Origin of the sequence: Streptomyces sp. NPDC002176 (assembly GCF_044903645.1) — a bacterium.
In the GTDB taxonomy this organism is placed as follows: domain Bacteria; phylum Actinomycetota; class Actinomycetes; order Streptomycetales; family Streptomycetaceae; genus Streptomyces.
This window is the reverse complement of sequence record NZ_JBJDQW010000005.1, coordinates 556,544-577,396: the sequence shown is the minus strand read 5'-3', so window position 1 is coordinate 577,396 and position 20,853 is coordinate 556,544. Positions and strand designations below refer to the sequence as shown.

Annotated in this window: 12 protein-coding genes, 2 tRNA genes, 1 pseudogene and 1 riboswitch; of the genes and pseudogenes, 7 read left to right on the top strand and 8 right to left on the bottom strand. The window is 70.2% G+C overall.

The window, feature by feature from the left end:
- Positions 1–6: 6 nt before the first annotated feature.
- From ACI2LY_RS25490 to ACI2LY_RS25475, 4 genes are all read left to right on the top strand, one after another.
- The gene (locus tag ACI2LY_RS25490; protein ID WP_404709167.1) at positions 7–1,431 is read left to right on the top strand and encodes an MFS transporter; all 1,425 of its coding nucleotides are present in this window, start codon (positions 7–9) and stop codon (positions 1,429–1,431) included.
- A 69-nt stretch (positions 1,432–1,500) separates the two neighbouring features.
- Entirely contained in the window at positions 1,501–2,718 is a 1,218-nt protein-coding gene (gene lhgO, locus ACI2LY_RS25485) for an L-2-hydroxyglutarate oxidase (protein ID WP_404709166.1), read from the top strand.
- Between the two features lie 74 nt (positions 2,719–2,792).
- The gene (gene trmB / locus ACI2LY_RS25480; protein ID WP_404709165.1) at positions 2,793–3,641 is read left to right on the top strand and encodes a tRNA (guanosine(46)-N7)-methyltransferase TrmB; all 849 of its coding nucleotides are present in this window, start codon (positions 2,793–2,795) and stop codon (positions 3,639–3,641) included.
- Positions 3,642–3,698: 57 nt separating this feature from the next.
- Complete coding sequence (locus tag ACI2LY_RS25475) at positions 3,699–4,991, top strand: PrsW family intramembrane metalloprotease (RefSeq protein ID WP_404709164.1); 1,293 nt, start codon at positions 3,699–3,701, stop codon at positions 4,989–4,991.
- A 102-nt stretch (positions 4,992–5,093) separates the two neighbouring features.
- Here the strand turns inward: ACI2LY_RS25475 and ACI2LY_RS25470 are convergent, their stop codons facing one another.
- The 4 genes from ACI2LY_RS25470 to ACI2LY_RS25455 form a co-directional block, all read right to left on the bottom strand.
- Entirely contained in the window at positions 5,094–6,041 is a 948-nt protein-coding gene (locus ACI2LY_RS25470; RefSeq protein WP_404709163.1) for an aldo/keto reductase, read from the bottom strand.
- A gap of 54 nt (positions 6,042–6,095) precedes the next feature.
- Positions 6,096–7,121 (bottom strand): M23 family metallopeptidase, encoded by a 1,026-nt coding sequence (locus ACI2LY_RS25465; RefSeq protein WP_404709162.1) that lies wholly within the window; start codon positions 7,119–7,121, stop codon positions 6,096–6,098.
- 9 nt (positions 7,122–7,130) lie between these two features.
- Positions 7,131–7,299, bottom strand: a riboswitch (cyclic di-AMP (ydaO/yuaA leader).
- A 260-nt stretch (positions 7,300–7,559) separates the two neighbouring features.
- A tRNA-Met gene (locus tag ACI2LY_RS25460) sits at positions 7,560–7,633 on the bottom strand.
- Between the two features lie 65 nt (positions 7,634–7,698).
- Positions 7,699–8,832: a dihydrofolate reductase family protein gene (locus ACI2LY_RS25455; RefSeq protein WP_404709161.1), complete on the bottom strand. Its 1,134-nt coding sequence runs from the start codon at positions 8,830–8,832 to the stop codon at positions 7,699–7,701.
- 155 nt (positions 8,833–8,987) lie between these two features.
- On the opposite strand from ACI2LY_RS25455, the gene ACI2LY_RS25450 reads away from it, so the two are divergent.
- Positions 8,988–9,611 carry an SCO4225 family membrane protein gene (locus ACI2LY_RS25450; protein WP_404709160.1) on the top strand — a complete coding sequence of 208 codons (624 nt, stop codon included), beginning with the start codon at positions 8,988–8,990 and terminating at the stop codon, positions 9,609–9,611.
- 172 nt (positions 9,612–9,783) lie between these two features.
- A complete protein-coding gene (locus tag ACI2LY_RS25445; RefSeq protein ID WP_404709159.1) occupies positions 9,784–12,093 on the top strand; it encodes an N-acetylmuramoyl-L-alanine amidase in 2,310 nt (769 codons plus the stop codon).
- Positions 12,094–12,180: 87 nt separating this feature from the next.
- Here the strand turns inward: ACI2LY_RS25445 and ACI2LY_RS25440 are convergent, their stop codons facing one another.
- Positions 12,181–15,372: an RNA 2'-phosphotransferase gene (locus tag ACI2LY_RS25440; protein WP_404709158.1), complete on the bottom strand. Its 3,192-nt coding sequence runs from the start codon at positions 15,370–15,372 to the stop codon at positions 12,181–12,183.
- A gap of 228 nt (positions 15,373–15,600) precedes the next feature.
- On the opposite strand from ACI2LY_RS25440, the pseudogene ACI2LY_RS25435 reads away from it, so the two are divergent.
- A pseudogene (locus ACI2LY_RS25435) lies at positions 15,601–15,882 on the top strand (site-specific integrase); the annotation flags it as partial.
- A gap of 86 nt (positions 15,883–15,968) precedes the next feature.
- On the opposite strand, the gene ACI2LY_RS25430 reads toward ACI2LY_RS25435, so the two are convergent.
- From ACI2LY_RS25430 to ACI2LY_RS25420, 3 genes are all read right to left on the bottom strand, one after another.
- A complete protein-coding gene (locus ACI2LY_RS25430) occupies positions 15,969–18,197 on the bottom strand; it encodes an NACHT domain-containing protein (RefSeq protein ID WP_404709157.1) in 2,229 nt (742 codons plus the stop codon).
- A gap of 914 nt (positions 18,198–19,111) precedes the next feature.
- Positions 19,112–19,184: transfer RNA gene (locus tag ACI2LY_RS25425), tRNA-Lys, on the bottom strand.
- A 77-nt stretch (positions 19,185–19,261) separates the two neighbouring features.
- Positions 19,262–20,746, bottom strand: a complete 1,485-nt coding sequence (locus tag ACI2LY_RS25420) for an amino acid permease (protein WP_404709156.1) — start codon at positions 20,744–20,746, stop codon at positions 19,262–19,264.
- Positions 20,747–20,853 lie beyond the last annotated feature (107 nt).

Here is a 20,853-nt window from a genome sequence, read left to right as displayed (position 1 = left end):
TGGCGCATGTCCAGGGAGCAACGCGGGCCGAACGAGAAACTCGGCACCGTTCTCGCCCTCGCGGGAATCAGCAACGCGGGCCTCGCGCGCCGTGTCAACGACCTGGGCGCGCAACGGGGTCTGACGCTTCGCTACGACAAGACCTCGGTCGCGCGCTGGGTGTCGAAGGGGATGGTGCCGCAGGGTGCGGCGCCGCATCTGATCGCGGCCGCGATCGGGCAGAAGCTCGGCCGGCCGGTGCCGCTGCACGAGATCGGCCTCGCCGACGCCGACCCCGCGCCCGAGGTGGGTCTCGCCTTCCCGCGCGACGTGGGGCAGGCGGTGCGCTCGGCGACCGACCTGTACCGCCTGGACCTGGCCGGACGCCGTGCCGGGTCGGGCGGGATCTGGCATTCGCTGGCCGGGTCGTTCGCCGTGAGCGCCTACGCGACGCCCGCTTCCCGATGGCTGATATCCCCCGCCGACAGTTCGGTCGAGCGGGAGGCGAACTCCGCCGAGGGCGCCTCCGCACCGATCAAAGTCGGCCACAGCGATGTGCAGAAGCTCCGGGAGGCCGCCGAGGACGCCCGGCGCTGGGACTCCAAGTACGGGGGCGGTGACTGGCGTTCGTCCATGGTGCCGGAGTGCCTGCGGGTGGAGGCGGCCCCGCTGCTGCTCGGCTCCTACTCCGACGAGGTGGGCCGCGCCCTGTTCGGCGCCGGGGCGGAGCTGACCCGGCTGGCGGGCTGGATGGCCTTCGACACCGGCCAGCAGGAGGCGGCCCAGCGGTACTACATCCAGGCGCTCCGCCTCGCCCGCGCGGCGGCCGACGTCCCGCTCGGCGGCTACGTCCTCGCCTCCATGTCCCTCCAGGCGACCTACCGGGGCTTCGGCGACGAGGGCGTCGACCTCGCGCAGGCCGCCCTGGAGCGGAACCGGGGGCTCGCCACCGCGCGCACGATGAGCTTCTTCCGGCTGGTCGAGGCGCGGGCCCACGCGCGCGCGGGCGACGCGCACGCGGCGGGCGCCGCCCTGAAGTCGTCCGAGGGCTGGCTGGAGCGGTCCCGCGAGGGCGACAGCGACCCGACCTGGCTCGGCTTCTACGGCTACGACCGCTTCGCCGCCGACGCCGCCGAGTGCTACCGCGACCTCAAGGCACCCCGCCAGGTGCGCCGCTTCACCGAGCAGGCGCTGTCCAAGCCGACCGAGGAGTTCGTCCGCTCGCACGGGCTGCGCCTCGTGGTCTCCGCGGTGGCCGAGCTGGAGTCGGGCAACCTGGACGCCGCCTGCGAGCAGGGCGTACGGGCGGTCGAGGTGGCCGGCCGCATCTCCTCCGCCCGCACCACCGAGTACGTCAAGGACCTCCTGCACCGCCTGGAGCCCTACGGCGACGAGCCCCGCGTGGTGGAACTCCGCGAGCGGGCCCGCCCGCTGCTGATGGCACCGGCGTAGTGACACAAGCCTGCTGTGGCGCGGTTTGAAGGCGTTGTCAGTGGCGCAGTGCACTATCGAGGTCGGGAGGTGGTGCAAGTGCGGGCGGACGCGTACGACTGCGATGTGCTGGTGGTCGGTGGCGGCATCGTCGGGCTGTCGACGGCGTACGCCCTGACGCGCGCCGCGCCCGGCACCCGGGTCACCGTGCTGGAGAAGGAGCCGGGACCGGCCCGCCACCAGACCGGGCGCAACAGCGGGGTCGTGCACAGCGGCATCTACTACCGGCCGGGCTCGCTGAAGGCGCGGTACGCGGTGCGCGGCGCCGCCGAGATGATCAAGTTCTGCGCGGAGTACGGCATCGATCACTCCGTCACCGGCAAGCTGATCGTCGCCACCGACCGCGCCGAGCTGCCCCGGCTGCACGCCCTGGTGCAGCGCGGCCGGGAGAACGGCATCCCGGTCCGTGAGCTGGGCGGCGCCCAGATCGCCGAGTACGAGCCGGAGGTGCGCGGTCTGGCCGCGATCCACGTCGGCACGACCGGCGTCTGCGACTTCACGGCCGTCGCCCGCCAGCTGGCCCGCGCCTCGGGCGCCGAGATCCGGTACGGCTCGCGGGTCGTCCGGGTGGACCGGCGCCCCGAGCGTGGCGTGGCGGTGCTGACGTCGGCCGGGCAGGTGGTCCGCGCCCGCGTCCTGGTGAACTGCGCGGGCCTGTACTGCGACGACCTGGCCCGCCTCACCGGCGACGAGCCGGGCGTACGGATCGTGCCGTTCCGGGGTGAGTACTACGAGCTGGCCCGGCCCGAGCTGGTGCGGGGCCTGGTCTATCCGGTGCCCGACCCGGCGTTCCCCTTCCTCGGCGTCCACCTCACCAAGGGCCTCGACGGGGGCGTGCACGTCGGCCCCAACGCGGTACCGGCGCTCGCCCGCGAGGGGTACGGCTGGGGCGTGGTCCGCCCGCGCGAGCTGGCGGGCACCGCGAGCTGGCCCGGCGCGTGGGCCCTGGCCCGCAGACACTGGCGGTACGGCGCGGGCGAGCTGCGCCGGTCGGTGTCCAAGCCCGCCTTCCTGGACGCGGTGCGCCGTCTGGTGCCCGGTGTGGAGGAGCGGGACCTGGTGCGGGCACCGGCCGGGGTGCGCGCGCAGGCGGTGACGCGGGACGGGACGCTGGTGGACGACTTCCTCATCCGGGAGGGCGCCCGCGCGGTGCACGTACTCAACGCCCCGTCCCCGGCGGCCACGGCGTCCCTGCCCATCGGCCGCGAGGTGGCCCGGCGCACGCTCGCGATGCTGCGGGCCGTGTGAGGGGCACCGTGACCGACCGCACGGCCGTCGGCGGCGGGGGGCGGACCGGTGGAGCGCCTAAAATCGGAGCCACTGTGTCTGACTCCGTGAACACCCCCGAAGCCACCCGGCCCGCCGACGCCGAGCCGCGCACCGCGCTGCCCTCGGCGCCCGGACCGTCCGCCCGGACCTCCCGGAGCAAGGGCGAGCCCCGGTTCCCGGACGGCCCGCGGCCCGACCCGGCCGGATCGCACTTCGAGCGGCGCATCCGCAGCTTCCAGCCCCGCCGCAGCCGGGTCACCACCGGCCAGGCCGACGCGCTGGCCCGGCTGTGGGCCCAGTGGGGGCTGGACATCGACGGGCAGCGGGTCATCGACCTCGCGGAGCTGTTCGGCAACGCGAACCCGGTCGTGCTGGAGATCGGCTTCGGCATGGGCGAGGCCACCGCGCAGATGGCGGCGGCCGCCCCGGACACCAACATCCTCGCCGTGGACGTGCACACCCCCGGCCAGGGCAATCTGCTGAACCTCGCCGAGCAGGGCGGGCTGTCCAACGTCCGGGTCGGCAACGGCGACGCGATCATCCTGCTGCGGGAGATGCTCACCCCCGACTCCCTCGACGGGCTCCGCGTCTACTTCCCCGACCCCTGGCCGAAGAAGCGGCACCACAAGCGGCGGCTGATCCAGCCCGAGTTCCTGAGCCTGGCCGCGACCCGGCTGGCGCCCGGCGCGGTCGTGCACTGCGCGACCGACTGGGAGCCGTACGCCGAGCAGATGCTCGAGGTGCTCGACGCGCACCCGGACTTCGAGAACACCCGGCCGGACGGCGGCTTCGCCCCGCGCCCCGCGTTCCGGCCGCTGACCCGGTTCGAGGGCCAGGGCCTGGACAAGGGCCATGTGGTGAACGACCTGCTGTTCCACCGCGTACCGCACGAGAACCCGTAGCTCAGCGGGGCGTAAAGCCCAAGGCCGTCGGGCCCGGTCACCGTTAGGGTCAATGCTGTGGCCATCAGTTCCGCGTACCCGCCCCACCCCTCCGGCGACGGCCCCCGGCCGCCCTGGTGGCGGCGGCAGTGGGTGCGGCACGGGTCGCTGATCGCGCTGCTGGCGCTGTCCGGGCTGGTGATCCTGGCGCTGGTGCGCAGGCAGACCGGCACGGAGGGTTTCCTCGTCGGGCTGGGGCTCGCCGTGGTGCCGGTGCCCTGGCTGATAGCCGCGTTCCGCTGGCTGGACCGGGTACGGCCCGGCCCCTGGCGGAACCTTCTCTTCGCGTTCGCGTGGGGCGCCTGCGCGGCGGCGCTGATCGCCATCGTCGCCAACAGCTTCGCCACCCACTGGATCGCCACCACCACCGCGAACCCCTCCAGCGCCGACACGCTCGGTGCGACGGTGATCGCGCCGGTGGTGGAGGAGTCCGCGAAGGCCGCCGCCGTGCTGCTGGTGTTCGTCTTCCGCAGACGGGACTTCACCGGGCCGGTCGGCGGGGCCGCGCTGGCCGGGGTGACCGCGACCGGTTTCGCGTTCACCGAGAACATCCTCTATCTGGGCAACGCCTTCGGCACCGACCGGTCCATCGGCACCTCGGGCCTCGTCTCCGTGACCGCGGCGACCTTCTTCGTGCGCGCCGTGATGTCGCCGTTCGCGCATCCCCTGTTCACCGTGTGCACGGGCATCGGCTTCGGCCTGGCCGCGCTGCCCGGCCGACGGCGACGGCCGGTGCTCCGGGTGCTCTTCCCGGTGGGCGGGCTGCTCCTCGCCATGGGCCTGCACGCCCTGTGGAACGGCTCGGCCGCCTTCGGCCAGTTCGGCTTCCTCGTCGTCTACGGCGGTTTCATGGCCCCCGCCTTCGGCCTGCTGGCCTGGCTGCTGATCCGGTCCCGGCAGCGCGAACTGCGGGTGGCCCGCGAGGAACTGCCCGTCTACGTGTACGCCGGGTGGCTGGGCCCCGCCGAGCCCTTCGCCCTCGGCTCGCTGCGCGCCCGTCGGCTGGCCCGCGACCACGCCCGCCGCTGCTTCGGCGGCCGCCCGGCCGCGCGTGCCGTGGTCCGCTACGAGAGCGACGCCACCGAACTGGCCCTGCTGCGCCACCGCGCCCGCGCGGGCCGCGTCGGCACCGAGTTCGCCGCCCGGGAACGCGAACTGCTGGCCGCGCTGTGGCAGCACCGGGACTCCTCCCGCCCGGCCCTGGAGTACGCGGCCCACGTCACGGCCCCGCCCCCCGCCCCGGTCCCGTACTGGCAGCGGTACGGGCATCCGGCCCCGCCATACGCGGGCTACAACCCGTACCGCACGTAAGGGTGCGACTGGGCTCCGGGGGCGGATGCCCACCTAGGGGCGCGGGGAACTGCGCGACCGGCCACGACGGACCGTCGGCCGCCCACGCGCCCCCGGCCGGGCTCAGGCAGACGCCTGCGTCAACCGCTCCAGCTCCGCCGGAGTCAGGCTCAGCTCGGCCACGTCCACCAGCGCCGGGAGCTGGTCGACCGTGCGGGCCGACGCGATGGGCGCGGCGACCGTCGGCTGGGCGGCGAGCCAGGCCAGGGCGACGGTGGCGACGGCGGTGTCATGGGCGGCGGCGACCTCGTCCAGGGCCGCCAGCACCTTCTGGCCGCGCTCGGAGTCGAGGTGCTTGGCCGCCGAACCGGCGCGGGCGCTGTCGACGGTCGTACCGGGCCGGTACTTGCCGGTGAGGAAGCCGGAGGCGAGCGCGAAGTACGGGACGGCCGACAGGCCCTCGCGGGCGGCGACGTCCTGGAGCGGGCCCTCGTAGGTGTCGCGGGAGACCAGGTTGTAGTGCGGCTGGAGGGCGACATAGCGGGCCAGGCCCGCGCGGTCGGAGAAGTCCAAGGACTCCTTCAGCCGCTCGGCGCTGATGTTGGAGGCGCCGATGTAGCGGACCTTGCCCGCCCGCACCAGCTCGTCCAGCGCGCCGATGATCTCCTCGACCGGCACCTCGGGCTGGTCGAAGTGGGTGTAGTAGAGGTCGATGTGGTCGGTGCCCAGGCGGCGCAGGGAGGCGTCGGCGGCGGCCTTGATGTTGGCGGCGCCCAGACCCTGGTAGTCCGGGTGCTGGCTCACCTTGGTGGCGATGACCACCTGGTCGCGGACGCCCCGCGCCCGCACCCACTCACCGATGAGCGTCTCGGACTCGCCGCCCTTGTTGCCCTCGACCCAGGCCGAGTAGGAGTCGGCGGTGTCGATGAAGTTGCCGCCCGCGGCGCGGTAGGCGTCGAGGACGGCGAAGGACGTGTCCCGGTCGGCGGTCCAGCCGAAGACGTTGCCGCCGAGGGCGAGCGGGAAGACCTCGAGGGAGGAGGAACCGAGCTTGCGCGGAGAAGCAGTCATGTCTCTCCTCAACGATCACTCGGGCCCCGTCCATTCCGGGTCGGGGTCACTCGCTCAGGGAGTGAGCCCCTTGCCGCGCAGCCAGGCGCCGGGGTCGATGCCGGTGGGCTGGCCGCCGGGGTGGACCTCCAGGTGGAGGTGCGGGCCGGTGACGTTGCCGGTGGCGCCGACGCGGCCGATGACCTCGCCGGTGGACACCTTCTGCCCGGCGCTGACGCTGATCGAGGACTGGTGGCAGAACCACAGCTCGGTGCCGTCGTCCAGGGTGAGGATCGTGCGGTAGCCGTACGCCCCGGCCCAGCCGGCCTCGGTGACGGTGCCGCTGTGGATCGCCTTGATCAGCGTGCCGGTGGGCGCGGCGAAGTCGAGCCCGGTGTGGTACCCGGAGGACCACATCGAACCGGCCTGCCCGAAGGTCGAGGTGATCGTGTACGAGGAGGTCGGCAGCGTGTACTGCTTGGCCAGCGTGGCGAGGCGAGCCGCCTCGGCCTTCTTCTCGGCGTCGGCCTCCGCCTTCTCCTTGGCCGCGGCGGCCTTCACGGAGGCTTCCTTCGCGGCCTTGGCGGCGGCCTCGGCGGCCTGCTGGTCGGCCTTGGCGACGGCGGCCGCGGTGGCCCGGCTGTCGGCCTTGCTCTGCTGCCGCTCGGCCTGGGCCATGATCCGGCTGCGCAGCGCCTCGCCCGCGTCGGCGGTGGAGTCGTCGGTGGCGGTGGCCGTGGCGGTGGCGACACCGGCGAGGGAGGCGGCGGGCGCTTCCGCGTGGTGCCCGTCGATCAGGGAGCCCACGGAGGGCAGGTCGGGCATGGCGATGGACACGGGCGGCTTGCCGGTGTTGGCGCTGGCCATGCCGCCCGCGCCGACGGCGGCGATGACACCGACGCCGAGCACGGTGGAGCTGCGGGCGAGTCCGCCGCCGCGCTGCTTGGCCACCCGGTGACGGCCGCGTACAGGGGGTAGGGATTCCTCGGTGGGGTTCCACTCCTCCCACGCGCCGTCCTCGGCACGGGGGGCGCCATAGGCGAAGGGCTCACTCGCGTCCGGCGCGAACGGGGCTTGTGGGGCAGGCCGGTTGGACGCCACGCGGGCGCACTCCTTTCCCTCCTCCGCCTACCGGGTTAGCTGACGGGTTCGGAGCAGGAAGGTCTCCTACGCGCGTAAACCCGACGTGCTCCGAGGGTGGTGCACGGCGGATCGGGGCGCGATTCACCCCAAAGTGGTGGGTCCCCGGTTCCCTTGCGGGATTCGGCGTGTGCGCACGGCGCCGTCTCTGCTGACGGCTGTAACGACCGCACTGCGTTATCGAACGTTAATAGACACGCGCACTGGATTCCAAGCCCGTTCAGCTTGATCGTTTGATGATCTGACGGGGTGCGTATCGGTCAGGAACATCGCGAACAGGGCGAGTTGACCGCGCTTCAGGAGTCACAGGAGTTTTGCTGGTGACTCAACAACACCAGCCGTCCCGGAAAACACTCAGGGCCGGAATCCATTTACTGGATTCCGGCCCTGAGTCTTCAGTAGCGGGGACAGGATTTGAACCTGCGACCTCTGGGTTATGAGCCCAGCGAGCTACCGAGCTGCTCCACCCCGCGTCGTTGTGTCTCAAGCATACGTCATCCGCGGGGCCCGATGCACACACGCTGCCGTGACGTGGGCCTCAGAGCGCGAGGTGAGCGTTCGGCGACTGTGCGAGTGCGGCGTACTCGGGCACCGTCACCACCTGCACGCCCCCGGCGCCGAGCACTCCGGAGCCGTCGGCCGCGGTGACGAAGGTGTCCGGCTCGCGCCAGGCGGTGACGACCCGGCGTACTCCGGCCGCGAGGATCAGCCCGGCACACGGGACGGGCCGGGAGGCGCGGTGGGCGCAGGGCTCCAGGCTGCTGTAGACGGTGGCGCCGGGCAGGCGCGGGTCGGCGGGGTCCAGCTTGGCGAGCGCGGCCTCCTCGGCGTGGACCACGGGGTCGCCGCCCTCGCGGGAGTGGCCGCGCGCCAGCTCGGTGCCGTCCGCCGCGACGACCACCGCGCCGACGCTGAAGGCCGTGGCCGAGGGCGGGCAGAGCCCGGCCAGCTCGCAGGCGGTGCGCAGCCAGTGCCGGTCGGCGGCGGTGTCCAGCGGGCCGGTGCCGGGGGCGGTGGGCTCGTAGCGCATCAGGACGACGTCCTCGATCCGGCGGGAGTCGGTCAGCCGGAGCCTTCCGCCTTGGTAGGCGCCGGGGCCGAAGAGGCGGGGGGCGGCCGGGTCGCCGACGAAGAGCGGGGCGAGGACCAGCTGGAGTTCGTCGGCGAGGCCCTGCTGGAGGAGCTGGGTGTGCACGGTGCCGCCGCCCTCGACCATCAGCCGCCGTACACCGCGCACGTCGTGCAGGTGCGCGAGGAGCGCTCGCCAGTCGAGGGCGGGGCCGAGCGGGACGACGTCGGCGGTGTCCCCGAGGAGGCTCGCGGCGCGCTTGGCCCCGTCGTCCGTCGTGTAGACGACCTTCTCCCCGCCGGTGTGCCAGAAGTTGGCGGCCGGGTCGAGATCGCCGGACCCGGTCACGGTCACCTTCAGCGGGTACGCCGCCTTGCCCTCGGCCACCCGCGCGGCCCGTCGCTCGGGCGAGTTGACCAGGAGCCGGGGGTTGTCGGCCCGGATCGTCCCGGCGCCGACGAGGATCGCGTCCACCGACGCCCGTACCTCGTCCACCCGGTCGAAGTCGGCGGGGCTGGAGAGCAGCAGCCGCTCGGGGCCGGTGTCGTCCAGGTACCCGTCCAGCGAGACGGCGGCGGACAGCAGGACATGGGGGTAGGGCATCGACGCGCTCTCCGGACTCTGGGGCTCTACGGGTGTGCACCCCTTTGTACTCCGTACCGGTGTACACCCTGCCCAGGCAGGGATGAGTACGGCTACTCATCCCTGGCCGCGCCCCTCGGCCCACTGTGGAGGTCACCGAACAGAAGGAGACCTCGATGCCGCACGCCGTCCGCCCGCGCCGCCTCTTCACCCTCGCCACCGGCAACTGGCTCTCGCGGGGCTATCTCGCGGTGCTCGCCGCCTCCGTCGTGGCCATGTTCGCCTTCCCGGAGAGCAGGCTGGGCCTGGACCCGATGACGCTCACGGCACCGCTCTCCTTCCTGGGCATGGCTTTCCCCTTCGGTCCCGGTACCGAGGGCAGCCTGGCGGTGGAGGTGCTGGCCACCGGGTTCTGGGTCGGGCTGCTCCTGCTGAGCGCTTTCGGGAACGCGGCCGTGCTCGGCGCCCTCGCCTCCAGATCCGCCGACGCGCCTCCCCGGCGGCGGGCGCGGGCCCTGCTGGCGCCCGCCGTGGACAACTGGCTCGCGCGCGGGTACCTCGCCGTGGTCGCGGCGGCGATCGGGTCCTTCCTCTACGCCGTGTGCCTGTCGCCGGACCCCGGTTTCGCGGGGATCTGGCCGCTCATAGCCACGGCGCCGCTCAGCATCGTCGCCATCACGGTGTCCGGGCCCATGGAGAGCGGCTGGCCGAGCCTGGTGCTCTTCACCGCCGGTACCGCCCTGGCCGGCCTCTGCAACGCCGTGCTGCTGGGGCGGCTCGCTCGTGCCGTGCGGCGCTGAAACCCACGGAATGGTTTGGACCAAGGAAAAAACTGTATAAGCCATCGGATGGCATGACCGCTTCAGATACGGTGCCTCTTTGGTCATCTTCTTCACCAATTCCCCCTGAAGACGGGGGAGTCGTGAAGTCTCCGGAGAGTCATTCATCGTAGGGAAAGGCATCCGAACCGGTATGAGAGCACGTTGGTGGGGGACGGGCGCGGTCGTCGCGGCGGCCGTGTGCGGGACGTTGGTCGTGCAGGGGGTGAGCGGCAGGGACTCCGGGCACGACCAGAAGAATGCCGCCGCCCCGATACGGGACCGGGTGCGGTCGGCCGCGCTGGACGTCCGGGGGGACGGTACGGCCGCGACGCTCGCCCGGCGGGACGCCGAGCCGTTCAGCATGCTGGGGGTCAGCTGGGCGGAACCCTCCGCCAAGCTGACCGGCAAGGTGGAGGTGCGGTCGCGGGCCGTGAAGTCCGGGAAGTGGTCGGACTGGCTGCTGCTGGACAGCGACCGGGGCGCGGGCGAGCAGAACGCCTCGCGGGGCGGCACCGAGCCCGCGTGGGTCGGGCTCTCCGACGGCGTCGAGGCACGGATCGACGGCAGGACCACGTCGAAGCTGCCCGCGGGGCTCCGCCTCGACATGATCACGTCGGGCGGGAAGAGCACCGGCGACGACGCCGAGCCCGCCGCCTACGCCGTGGCCGACCCCGACGACCCCGACGACACCGCGGAGCCGACCGAGACCGAGACCCCGGCCGAGTCCCCGGACCCGACCGACGTCACCACGACCGAGCCCGCGCCGCCGGAGGAGACCACCGCCGAGCCCTCGGCGTCCGAGTCGTCCCCGGAGCAGTCCTCGGAGCCGCCCGCCGAGTCGCCCTCGGCGTCCGAGAGCACCGGGCCCACCGAGTCGGCGTCGCCCTCGGACTCCGCCTCGCCCTCACCCTCCGCCACCGTCCCCACGGCACCGCCCTCCACGGTTCCCCGGCCGCCGATCATCCCCCGCTCGGGGTGGCACGCGGACGAGACCATCAGCCCGGAGGCGCCGACGTACATCGACGGGAAGATCAAGGCGGTGGTGGTCCACCACACCGCCTCGACCAACGACTACACCTGCGCCGAGGCGCCGTCGATCATCAACCAGGTCTACACGTACGACGTGACGGGGCTGGGCTGGAAGGACCTCGGCTACAACTTCGTCGTCGACAAGTGCGGGACGATCTACGAGGGCCGCAAGGGCGGGGTCGACCTCCCGGTCGTGGGCGCGCACGCGTACGGCTTCAACTCGCAGACCACCGGCATCGCCGTCCTCGGCACCTACATGGACGCCGCGCCCCCGATGGCGGCGATGGCCTCGGTCGCGCGCCTCGCCGCGTGGAAGCTGGGCCAGTACGGGGTCCAGCCGGACTCGACCATCACCCTCACCACCGCGCTCAGCGGACAGAACCTGAAGGGCCGGACCTGGGAGCCGGGCGAGCAGCTGACCCTCCCCGCGATCCACGGCCACCGCGACGGCTACAACACCCTGTGCCCCGGTGACGCGTTCTACCAGGCGCTCGACACCGTCCGCACCCTGGCCGCGGGCCCCGTCACCGGCCTCACCCTCGGCACGGTCACCGGCACGGCCGTCGTCGGCACGACCCCGTACACCAACGGTCCGCTCACGGTGAGCTGGTCCGCCACCACCCCGGCCTCGCTGATCTCGTCGTACGAGGTGCTCGTCGACGGGAAGACGGCCGTGAAGACCACGGGCGGCGCGACCTCCGCGAAGCTGACCCTGGCGGCGGGGAAGCACCAGGTGCAGGTCAAGGCGGTGCACCAGTCCGGCCGTACGGCGACCAGCCTCGCCCGGACGGTCGTCGCCGACACCACCGCGCCCACCTTCACCACCAAGCCGAACCTCGCCCTGCGGACCGGCACGGTCGACACCGCCGCCGTCCCGCTCACCCTCGGCTGGAAGGCCGCGGACAACGTCTCCCTGAAGGAGACCCGCCTCACCGCGCCCCTCGCCAAGACCTACGGCCCGACGGTCACCAGCGCGGCCCTGACCGCCAAGTCCGGTGCGGCGACGGCCTGGACGCTGCGGGCGTACGACACCCTCGGCAACTCCGCCACCGCCTCCGTCTCGGGCACCCCGGTGATCCTCCAGGAGACCTCGGCGACCAGGTCCGGCACCTGGACCACCAAGTCCTCGTCCGGCTACCTCGGTGGCAAGTCCCTCGGCAGCAGCACCAGGAACGCCTCGCTGACCTGGACGTTCACCGGCCGTTCCGTCGCCTGGGTGGTCTCCCGGGCCTCGACCTCCGGCCAGGCGGACATCTACATCGACGGCACGAAGGTCACCACCGCCGACCTCAAGTCCACCACCACGGCCTACCGCAACGCCCTCTGGACCAAGACCTGGCCCACCAGCGCGAAGCACACCCTGAAGATCGTGGTCCGCGCGACGACGGGCCGCCCGGCGATCACGACGGACGGGATCGTGTACCTGAAGTAGCCCCACTGGTCCCGGCCTCCAGATTCCAGCTCGACCACTCGTCGAGCTGGAATCTGCCGCACCATCCGGCCCGGGTCTCCGAGGTCGTCACCCATGAGTGGCGAACAGTTGGTGCAGCGGCACCACCCTAAGCGCCTCCGGCGGAACATGGGCGGCAAGCCACGTGTCGCCTCCCGCATGTCGGCACTCCAGTCCGGAAGGGTCGGAGACACAGAGCAGAACGCAGGGACCGTGGCGCTTCCCGGCGGTGAGCGCCGCGGCGCGGTCCGTCGTCAGGTGGACCCACTGCCGGGTCATCGGCCGTAGCCCATCTCCCCGCTCGAAGACGTCCCGGAGAGCGGCGGTGGACGTGCAGTGGTAGAGCGAGTTCTCCGGCTGCCGGACCTTGTACTCGATGGCGGCCGGTCGCGAGTGGCCATAGCGAGCCCGGATGAACCCCTCGCGGACCTCGAAGCGGTTCTCGGTGACCGCTCGCGCCACGCTGATCAGTTCTTCGGCGGAGACACTGAGCTTGGGTTCCAGTGTCACCGCCAGGGTGTCTACCGATACCCAGCCCTGGTCATCGCGCGCGATCCCGGTGTCGTGGCGGAGGTGATAGGCCAATGTGCGGCTGATGCGCCGCCTTCGGCCGTCCTTCAATTCGCGCAGCGGAGCGTCACCCGGAGTGCCGCGCCGCTCCGCCCAGGCGTCGCGCAGCCTGATCGCGACATCGCGCATGGAATCGAGCCCGGGACTGCGCAGCGGGTCGTCGGCCACGAGGTGCGCACACAGCTCGTCCAGGAGTGCCTCGCCGTGCTCGCGAATGCCCTGCCCACCCGTCCGGTCACTCAGACAGCGCACCGCGCGGACCAGCAGAGAAGCCCGGTAGGCGGTCCACAGCTTCTCCACGTCGACGGGTGGCCCACCCTGGCAGTGCGACAGTGCCTCCAGGTACGCCATGACCACCTCGCGGCGCAGATCCCAGCGGCCCACAGGAAGAGCGGGCACGTCGTCCGTCAGCTGGGCCAGTTCGTATCCCATGGGGCGCAAGTGCGACGCTTCCAGATCGACCGCGATGATCCGGTCGGTATCGGTCACCAGCCAGTTGAAGGCATGCGCGTCACGTCGGGGCTGTGGCGGCAGGCCGGTGCCGTCGAGCAGTGCCCACCACTCCTCGAACAGCGCGTTGACCTCGCTCAGCGGATCGTCGGGAAGGATCGCCCGCAGCCACATCCGCACCTCGTTGCGCACCTCCTTACGGACGTTGGGGACCGGGGTCCGAGGCGTCTCGCGGGAACCGTGCACGTAGGCAAGGAACTTCGCCGCGCGCTTGAGCAGTTCGCAGGACATCTCCGGCACGGCGGGAGACAACCGTTCGGCCAGCACCGCGCCATGCTCGAAGCGGCGCACGGAAATGATCTCCGAACCGTCCGGGAACTGCTCCTCACCGTGCGGCAGGTCAGCGACCGAGATAGTGGTGATCAGATCGATGATCCCGAACTCGCCCTCGGCTTCCATCCGTTTCAACGTTCGTTGCACCGCCGCCGACTTCTCGGTGTCGCGGTCGAAGCAGAGCCGCGTCGTCGGTTTGAAGACCAGCGTGGAGTTGGTGAAGCCAAGGTAATCGTCGACGGTCACCACGTTGCTGCGGCCGCCGAGGTTTCGGCGTACGAGGTCGGGGCTGCTGATGGCCCGGTCGGCGGCCCGCTCGTAGAAGTAGGCCGGGTCGCCGTCCGCGACCGCCTGGATCCATCTGTCGGCCTGGGCGATGTCGCCCAACCGGCCCCGCATGGTTCCTCGTTCGGCCTGGTTAAGCGCGACCCCGCCCTTTTCGAGCTCCCGGCCGAGCCTGACCAGGGGAACGCAGGAGGTGGTGTTCGCCTGCGTCTCGCGGATCAGCCGGGTCACCCCCTCGATCCAGAGCCTGCGGTTGTCCCGGAACGCGGCCACGGCCAGCAGGTCGTCGGCGTAGCGGATCCGGCTGAGCTCATCGGTCAGCGGTCCCGCGTTGACGAGCGACCCGTCCTGCAGGCCGAGCGCCTTGTGGAGCAACTTGTCCCGCTCCAACTCACCGAGATCCTCGAGCTGGACGTACGCCCTGAGGCAGTCGGACAGAAGGCGGCGGTGCAGCGGTTCCGTGGAGGACGAGAAACGGCTCTGGAGGTCGTGGACGAGCGCGGCCGGCAGCTCCACCGCGGGGTGGCCGGCTTCCGCGAACCGGCGCAGATGCTCGCCGAGGCCAAAGGGGTTGTTGAGCCGCCGCAGCCCGAGGCGGATCCGCGGGACCAGTGCCGGGGCCCTGCGGGCAGCGCCGGCCACACACGACAGCAGCGCATGCTGGACGGCTTCACCACCGCTCGGCTCCCCAGCGAACCTGAGGGCCTCCTCGGCACGCTTCAGGTAGACGTCGAAGTTGCCGTCCTTGCTCGTGCCGTCGGCCAGCCGCAGCCAGACCTCGGCCATCAACAGGTACCACGTGGTGCCACGCTGCTCGGTGGGGAACTCCCTGTCGGTGAGGACGGCTTGGCCCAAGTACTCCCGGCTCCCCGTGTGGTCGTGCAGGCGGAGATAGCACTCCAGAAGGTAGGGAACCGCGTCAGAGGCAGGGTTCCCCTCGGTGATCGAGACGCGGAACTGCTCTGCCGACGCCCCGAGCTCCCCGACTCCGACCGGTTCGAACCGCGCCAACATCACCGCTGCCTGCCCCAGTCGGCCGGAGAACTGGAGCTTGCTCCTGGTGTCGGTCAGCTCGCTGTCCCCGACCACGTGGGCCAGATAGGTCCTGGCCAGCCGCAACGCCCGGCAGAAGACCACCGGGCGACGCCAGTTGACGGACAGGGCGTGGCCCCACAGGGAAAGGGCCAGTCGCTGCCGAACGACATGGAGAGTCTTGTCGTACCGCATCCGCACAGGCATACTCGTCGCGGCAAAGGACGCGAACCGGCACATATTGCCCTCGAAGACGAACGCCTCGAGGACCAGCAGGGTCTGGTCACGGGCGTCCAGGACGTCCTTCCACGCGATGAAGGCGAACCCCGGGTCTCCGCTCCCGTCGAGAACCTTGTGCACCCAGGCCGCGCCACGGCACTGGATCCACTCACTCATCAGATCGTCCAGGGACTCGCAGCCGACCCAGCGCAGCAACTGAACCACTTCGGGATAGTTCCGCTCCAGGAGGTCGGCCAGGACCTGCTTGGACGGCGCGGGCCCGATCGCTGCCGACTTCTGGCTGGGGAGGATCTTTCTCTCCGGGCCGGACGCCCGCCTGGCCATGTCCAGTGGAGTGACTCTGTTATGCATGGCGCCCCCGTCATTCACGCACCAGCCCGGCTCGGCCCATATACGGAAAGGGCCCTGGCCAAGAGACTGCGAGTGTAGCGTCCGTCACAAAGGCCGAGGGGGAGAATCCAGACCCATCCAGGTCGGCAACGGGCCGGCGCGACCGCTCGGCGACCACCCCTACGGCGGATTCAAGCGACGAACAGGCCCCGGAAGCAGCGGAACCCCCTGCTGACCAGGTCAGTGGGGACCGACCTGCCGCCCATCACCCTCCGGAACCTGCGCCACGTCGCCGCGACGCTCACGCACGGAGGAGGCGGCGACATCCACGCCGTGAAGGAGACGCTCCGCCACTCCACCATCACCCTGACCTCGGACACGTACACGAGCCTGCTGCCTGAGCTGGACCACGAGATCGCCGAGAAGGCAGCCCCGCTGATACCCCGGTCACGTCCGGCCACCGCCAATACCCTTGCCGAAGCCAGAGCCGAGGCACAGGTTGGGGGCAAGGCCGCTTACACCCAGGCCTGAAAGCGCCCAAGCCAACCGAAGCAGACTTGGACGCTACCTAGCAGGACAGGGGGCGTTCCTCGCCTGCGAACCCTTCGACGCGGTCCTTAAGCCGCCCCTGTTAGGCGGAACCAGAAGTCGGAGACAGTACGCGGCACTGGGGCGTCCTCGACGAGGCCAGCTAGTAGTGTCTCGGGCAAAACCATCCGCCGGTAAAAGGTCTTGGGGCGACCAGACGTCACCCGCGGCTCGCGCCGCACCACGCCAGACTCTTCCGCCGCGTTGATCACACGTTGCCAAACGGGGGAAGTGATGACAGAGCCGATAGAGCCATCGTCGACGCAGAGCATGTTCGAACGTGAGTAATGCCGAGCGAGCTTCTCAACTACTGCCACAACGTCATCGGCGACGTCGCGCGTCCTCGCCTGGTCGACATCTGCGCCAAGGCCACACCCCTGGAGCCTCTGCAGAATCGACGATGCAACGAAGTCCTGTTCGACGCCCTGACTGCCAGCAACCCGTAGTCCGACGAAGTCTGCAGGGGTGACGCCAATAAAGTCGAGCAGTGTGGTCTCCGGGTCAATCACCACCAGGTGCCATGTGACTCCCTGCCCCACACACGAATCAAATCGAGTGCTACGCAGGTCGGAACGCTCAAATCGAACATTCGCCAGGGACGCGCCGAGCACGTCTAGGCCCGATGTGTCGGCATCAGCGAACGTCACGTTCTGCACCATAAGTTCCGGTTCGACTGTTCCACGCAGTCGCAGGACTTCCGCCGCTAGCGTGCCGGCGTTCCGACCCACCACTTCAGCGAAAGAGTCGTTCGGATCGACAGCCAGAGCAAGCACCGAGAGGATCTCTTGGCCATTGGTTCCGGAGTCGATAACGCCGCCGACCGCCGCGCGGGCGGCTTCCACCGGGAGATTGGCTCGGCGCAAAATTGAGGCGGCCTCGTGACTACCTCGGGCCAGAGCCAGCTCGATCGGCTTGGCCAGAAAGAATCCGAAGAACAGGTCATGCTCGAAGGCCACGGTGCCAGGCTTGGTACCCAGCATGAGCATCGCGCGGCTGGGCGCAGCGTCAATGAGGTTCTGCTGCGCCTCAGTGGGCAAATCGTGTATCTGGGCAAAGATGGATACCAGGTCGTGAAGAGTGCCGCGGTTGAGTTCGCGGGTCTTCTGGCGCCACATTTCGATGGCGATCTCCTTGAGCAGTTCGACGTACTGCTCACTGCTCAGGTATTGACCGTGCTGGCCAACCAGTTTGCTACTGACCTCTCGCTGGACATACGCATCCACGAGCTGCGCGAGCAGCGGGCGGCCTGTCGCAATGAACTGACTCTCTGCCTCCATCAGTTCGCATGTCCGCGCCAGGAACAGCGGCTTGTTTAGCAGAGTGCCCTCAGCGTCCGGGCTGTCGCGCAGGGACCGCACACGGTCTCGGACGCCTGGGGAGAAGTGCCGGAGGTAAGCCTCGACCTCGTCTGTGCCCCACAAGCGCATCTCCACCGGGACAAGCGTCCAGAGCAGGGATCCGAGTTCGGAACTGCTGTTTGTCCTAGCGAGGAACTCCTGCTCGTAGTAGACACTGCGGGCAGCGGCAATCACCGAACCGCGGCCGTCCAGTTCCTCTATGAAGCCCGCGAGGGAGCCAAACGCTTCCTCGTAGCTGCCCTGCCCACCGATCAGCTCGTCAAAGCCGTCGACAATGAGCCGCAGTCGACCATGTCGTACCAGCCGTGCCACTGAGTGGTACGTCATCCTGGCCCGTACGTCCTGGAGTTCGGTCGCTAGAGCCTCATTGAGTCGTGCGAGGCCGCGGCCTTGGGCGCTGACATTGAGGTAGAGATAGTCGCTCTCGCCCTGCAGATAGCGAACGGCAGCCTCGTAGGTCAGTTCGGAAAGCATCCGTGATTTGCCGGCACCCGCGTCACCAGTGACGAAAACAATCTTCGTTGAGTCGTCCTCGGGCACGGAGGAGCGCTCGACCAGCGTCGCGGCGTCCTCATCGGTGCCGCCAGAATGGCGGGCGCGGCCCGGAACGTAACGGTCGCTGCGGCGACGGCCGAGGACCTGAACGATGTTCTTGGCCAGAGCTCGCAGATCGGCCAGGTCCGGCCCGGCAACAAATGACGCATAGTCGACGCGCTTACCACCGTGCTCGACCACCCACTGTTCGCGGGTACGGTCCCAGGTGACTGTCGCCTCGCGTTCATCAAAATCATGCGACCAGCGAACGAGGAGTCCGCCGCCCCGGGGCATGATCTCGGGCTCCGTTCCCGGGTCCACGAAGGTCAGCAGGTCCGCCCGTACTTCCTTGGCGAACGCGGTCACATCTGCAGTTACCATCTTGGCCATCCCGGTGCGTGACAAATCTCGATGTTCGAATGGCTCTCTAGCCACTGGTCGTTACAGGACTGGCCATGGGCACGCTTGCGCAACCAAATCATGCGGCGGGTAGGTCGCGCAGTGGCCGCCAGCAAGCCCGGCAACACGTCATCATCGTCGCTTACTAGGACAGTTGGCTTGCCCTCCAGGCTGTACCGCAGCGAGTCGGCGACTATCAGGCCGTCGACTATCTTCTGCGCAGCCCTAGCGGGACCCCCAGGATCGGCCTCACGGGCGGTACGGAACGTACCCAGAATGCGAGTGCTGGGCTGCCAGGCAGAGGAGTGGGCCAACTCCGGCTCGACCCGCAAACCATCACGCCGGGTGTGAAAGTCAGCGAGGAGCGGCAGCGCCCACTCCCACTGCCGGGTCGCTCGTCCATCACGAAACAGCCATCCCCCGTACAGACGCAGGTGAAGGTCGGAGACACGCGGCCAGTACTGCTTCACAGCTTCCCGAACCACATGATCTACGGCATGCAACCCGTCATACATGTCTGCGTCCGAGCGTGGCGCGGGGCACAGATTACTGAAGTCGACGACCGCGACCGCGGCGGACGCATCGCTTTGTCCCGGATCGGCCGCCACAGCAGTGCTTGTCAAAGTCCATCCCCCCTGCACTCCCGCCGGGGCGGGCCCGCGCCGGGATCGTAGCTACGCCCCCCCCAGCGGTCCGATGTGAGGATATCGTTCCGCGGATCGGTTTTGGACAGGACCGAGTCACTCCAGGGCACACCGTGGCAACCATCCGCGCCAGCCGCTCACGCAAGAGCCCCAGAACGAAGCAGTGCCCGACCCGGCCTAAGCCGACTCGGGCACTGCACCGCAGGTCAGATGGGGTTTCCCCTCTCCTGCATTCGGTAGGCCCTGTGGGACTCGAACCCACAACCAATGGATTAAAAGTCCACTGCTCTGCCAATTGAGCTAAGGGCCCGGGGCGGTGTTGCCTGTCCGAGCATAGCTGGCGGTGGCCGTGTCTCCGATCGGGTATCGGGGACACGGCCGCGTCGGTCAGTCGCGGAGGAACCAGTGGCGGGCGGAGGCGAGCCACCAGGTGGCGGCGGAGCCGAGGACGACGAGGACGGCGACCGGGGCGTAGTTGAAGGTCTCCCAGGTGACCGGGGAGACCTGGGGGAGCATGAAGAGCACCGTGATCAGCACGACCCAGGCGACCGAGACCACGCCGATCGGGAGGGACCAGCGGCCCAGGTGCCACGGCCCCCGCTGGAAGTCGGCGCCCTTGCGGACGCGCAGCAGAGTCGGGATGACGTAGGCGATGTAGAGCCCGATCACCGCGATGGACGTCACGGCCGCGTACGCCGTGGAGTTGATGAGGTACGGCAGGCCGAGGGCGAGCGCGCCGAGGGCGGCCAGCCAGACCGCCGCGACCGGGGTCCGGGTGCGCGGGCTGACCGTGTGCCAGACGCGGGAGAAGGGGAGCGCGCCGTCCCGCGAGAAGGCGTAGATCATGCGGCTGTTGGCCGTCACCGAGGCCATGCCGCAGAAGAGCTGGGCGCCGATCACCACGAGCAGGAGCAGCTTGCCGGTGGTGGCGCCGAGCGCGTCCAGGAGGATCTGGGCCGGGGGCGCGCCGGTCGGCGAGTTCAGCGCGCCGTCGTACGACTGGATGGCGAAGGTGAAGCCCAGCAGCAGGACGAAGCCCGCGATCCAGGAGGTCCAGATGGAGCGGACGATGCCCTTGGGACCGGCGGTCGCCGCGTCGTGGGTCTCCTCGGTCATGTGGGCCGAGGCGTCGTACCCCGTGAAGGTGTACTGCGCCATGAGCAGGCCGAGCAGGACGACGTAGAAGCCGCTGCCCCAGCCCGTCTCGTTGACGAAGTGGGTGAAGACGAAGGACGCCGACTGGTGGTGGTCGGGCAGGAAGGCGAGCGCGCCGACGATGACCGCGACACCGCCCACGTGCCACCACACGCTCACGCTGTTCAGCAGGGCGACGATGCGCACGCCGAAGGTGTTCAGCAGGCCGTGCAGCAGCAGGATCGCGGCGAAGAGCAGGACCGTGCGGCCGGGCGTCACCCGGAAGCCGAACTGGAGGTTCAGCCAGGCGCCCAGGAAGGACGCCGCGCCGAAGTCGATGCCCGCCGTCACGGCCACCTGGCCGAGCACGTTGAACCACCCGGTGAACCAGGCCCAGGCCGCCGCCGAGCGCGGGGGCGCGAGCCGGTGCGCCCAGAAGTACAGGCCCGCCGAGGTGGGGTAGGCGGAGCAGATCTCGGCCATCGACAGGCCGACGAGGAGCGTCATCAGGCCGACCACCACCCAGCCCCAGGTGATCACGGCGGGGCCGCCGGTGACCATGCCGAAGAGATACAGCGTGAGGCAGCCGGACAGCACCGAGATGATCGTGAAGGAGACGGCGTAGTTGGAGAACGCCGACATCCGGCGGGCCAGGACCTGGGTGTAGCCGAGTTCGGCGAGCCGCTCCTCGTCCGACAGGACGGGTCCGGCGGCGCTCGCTTTCGTGTCGTCTGTCATGCCCCCAGCAATTCCCTGGGCGCGGACGTGACATGCGCCACTCCACGGCCGAAAAGCGCCGGGTACGCGAAGGGCCAGTACGGATGACTCCGTACGGGCCCTTCATC

Excerpts from the sequence above, each read along its gene's own strand:
- ACI2LY_RS25490 (WP_404709167.1), top strand. The coding sequence starts at position 7 with ATGTCCAGGGAGCAACGCGGGCCGAACGAGAAACTCGGCACCGTTCTC.
- ACI2LY_RS25420 (WP_404709156.1), bottom strand. The coding sequence starts at position 20,746 with ATGACAGACGACACGAAAGCGAGCGCCGCCGGACCCGTCCTGTCGGAC.
- ACI2LY_RS25470 (WP_404709163.1), bottom strand. The coding sequence starts at position 6,041 with ATGACTGCTTCTCCGCGCAAGCTCGGTTCCTCCTCCCTCGAGGTCTTC.
- ACI2LY_RS25440 (WP_404709158.1), bottom strand. The coding sequence starts at position 15,372 with ATGCATAACAGAGTCACTCCACTGGACATGGCCAGGCGGGCGTCCGGC.
- ACI2LY_RS25445 (WP_404709159.1), top strand. The coding sequence starts at position 9,784 with ATGAGAGCACGTTGGTGGGGGACGGGCGCGGTCGTCGCGGCGGCCGTG.
- ACI2LY_RS25450 (WP_404709160.1), top strand. The coding sequence starts at position 8,988 with ATGCCGCACGCCGTCCGCCCGCGCCGCCTCTTCACCCTCGCCACCGGC.
- ACI2LY_RS25455 (WP_404709161.1), bottom strand. The coding sequence starts at position 8,832 with ATGCCCTACCCCCATGTCCTGCTGTCCGCCGCCGTCTCGCTGGACGGG.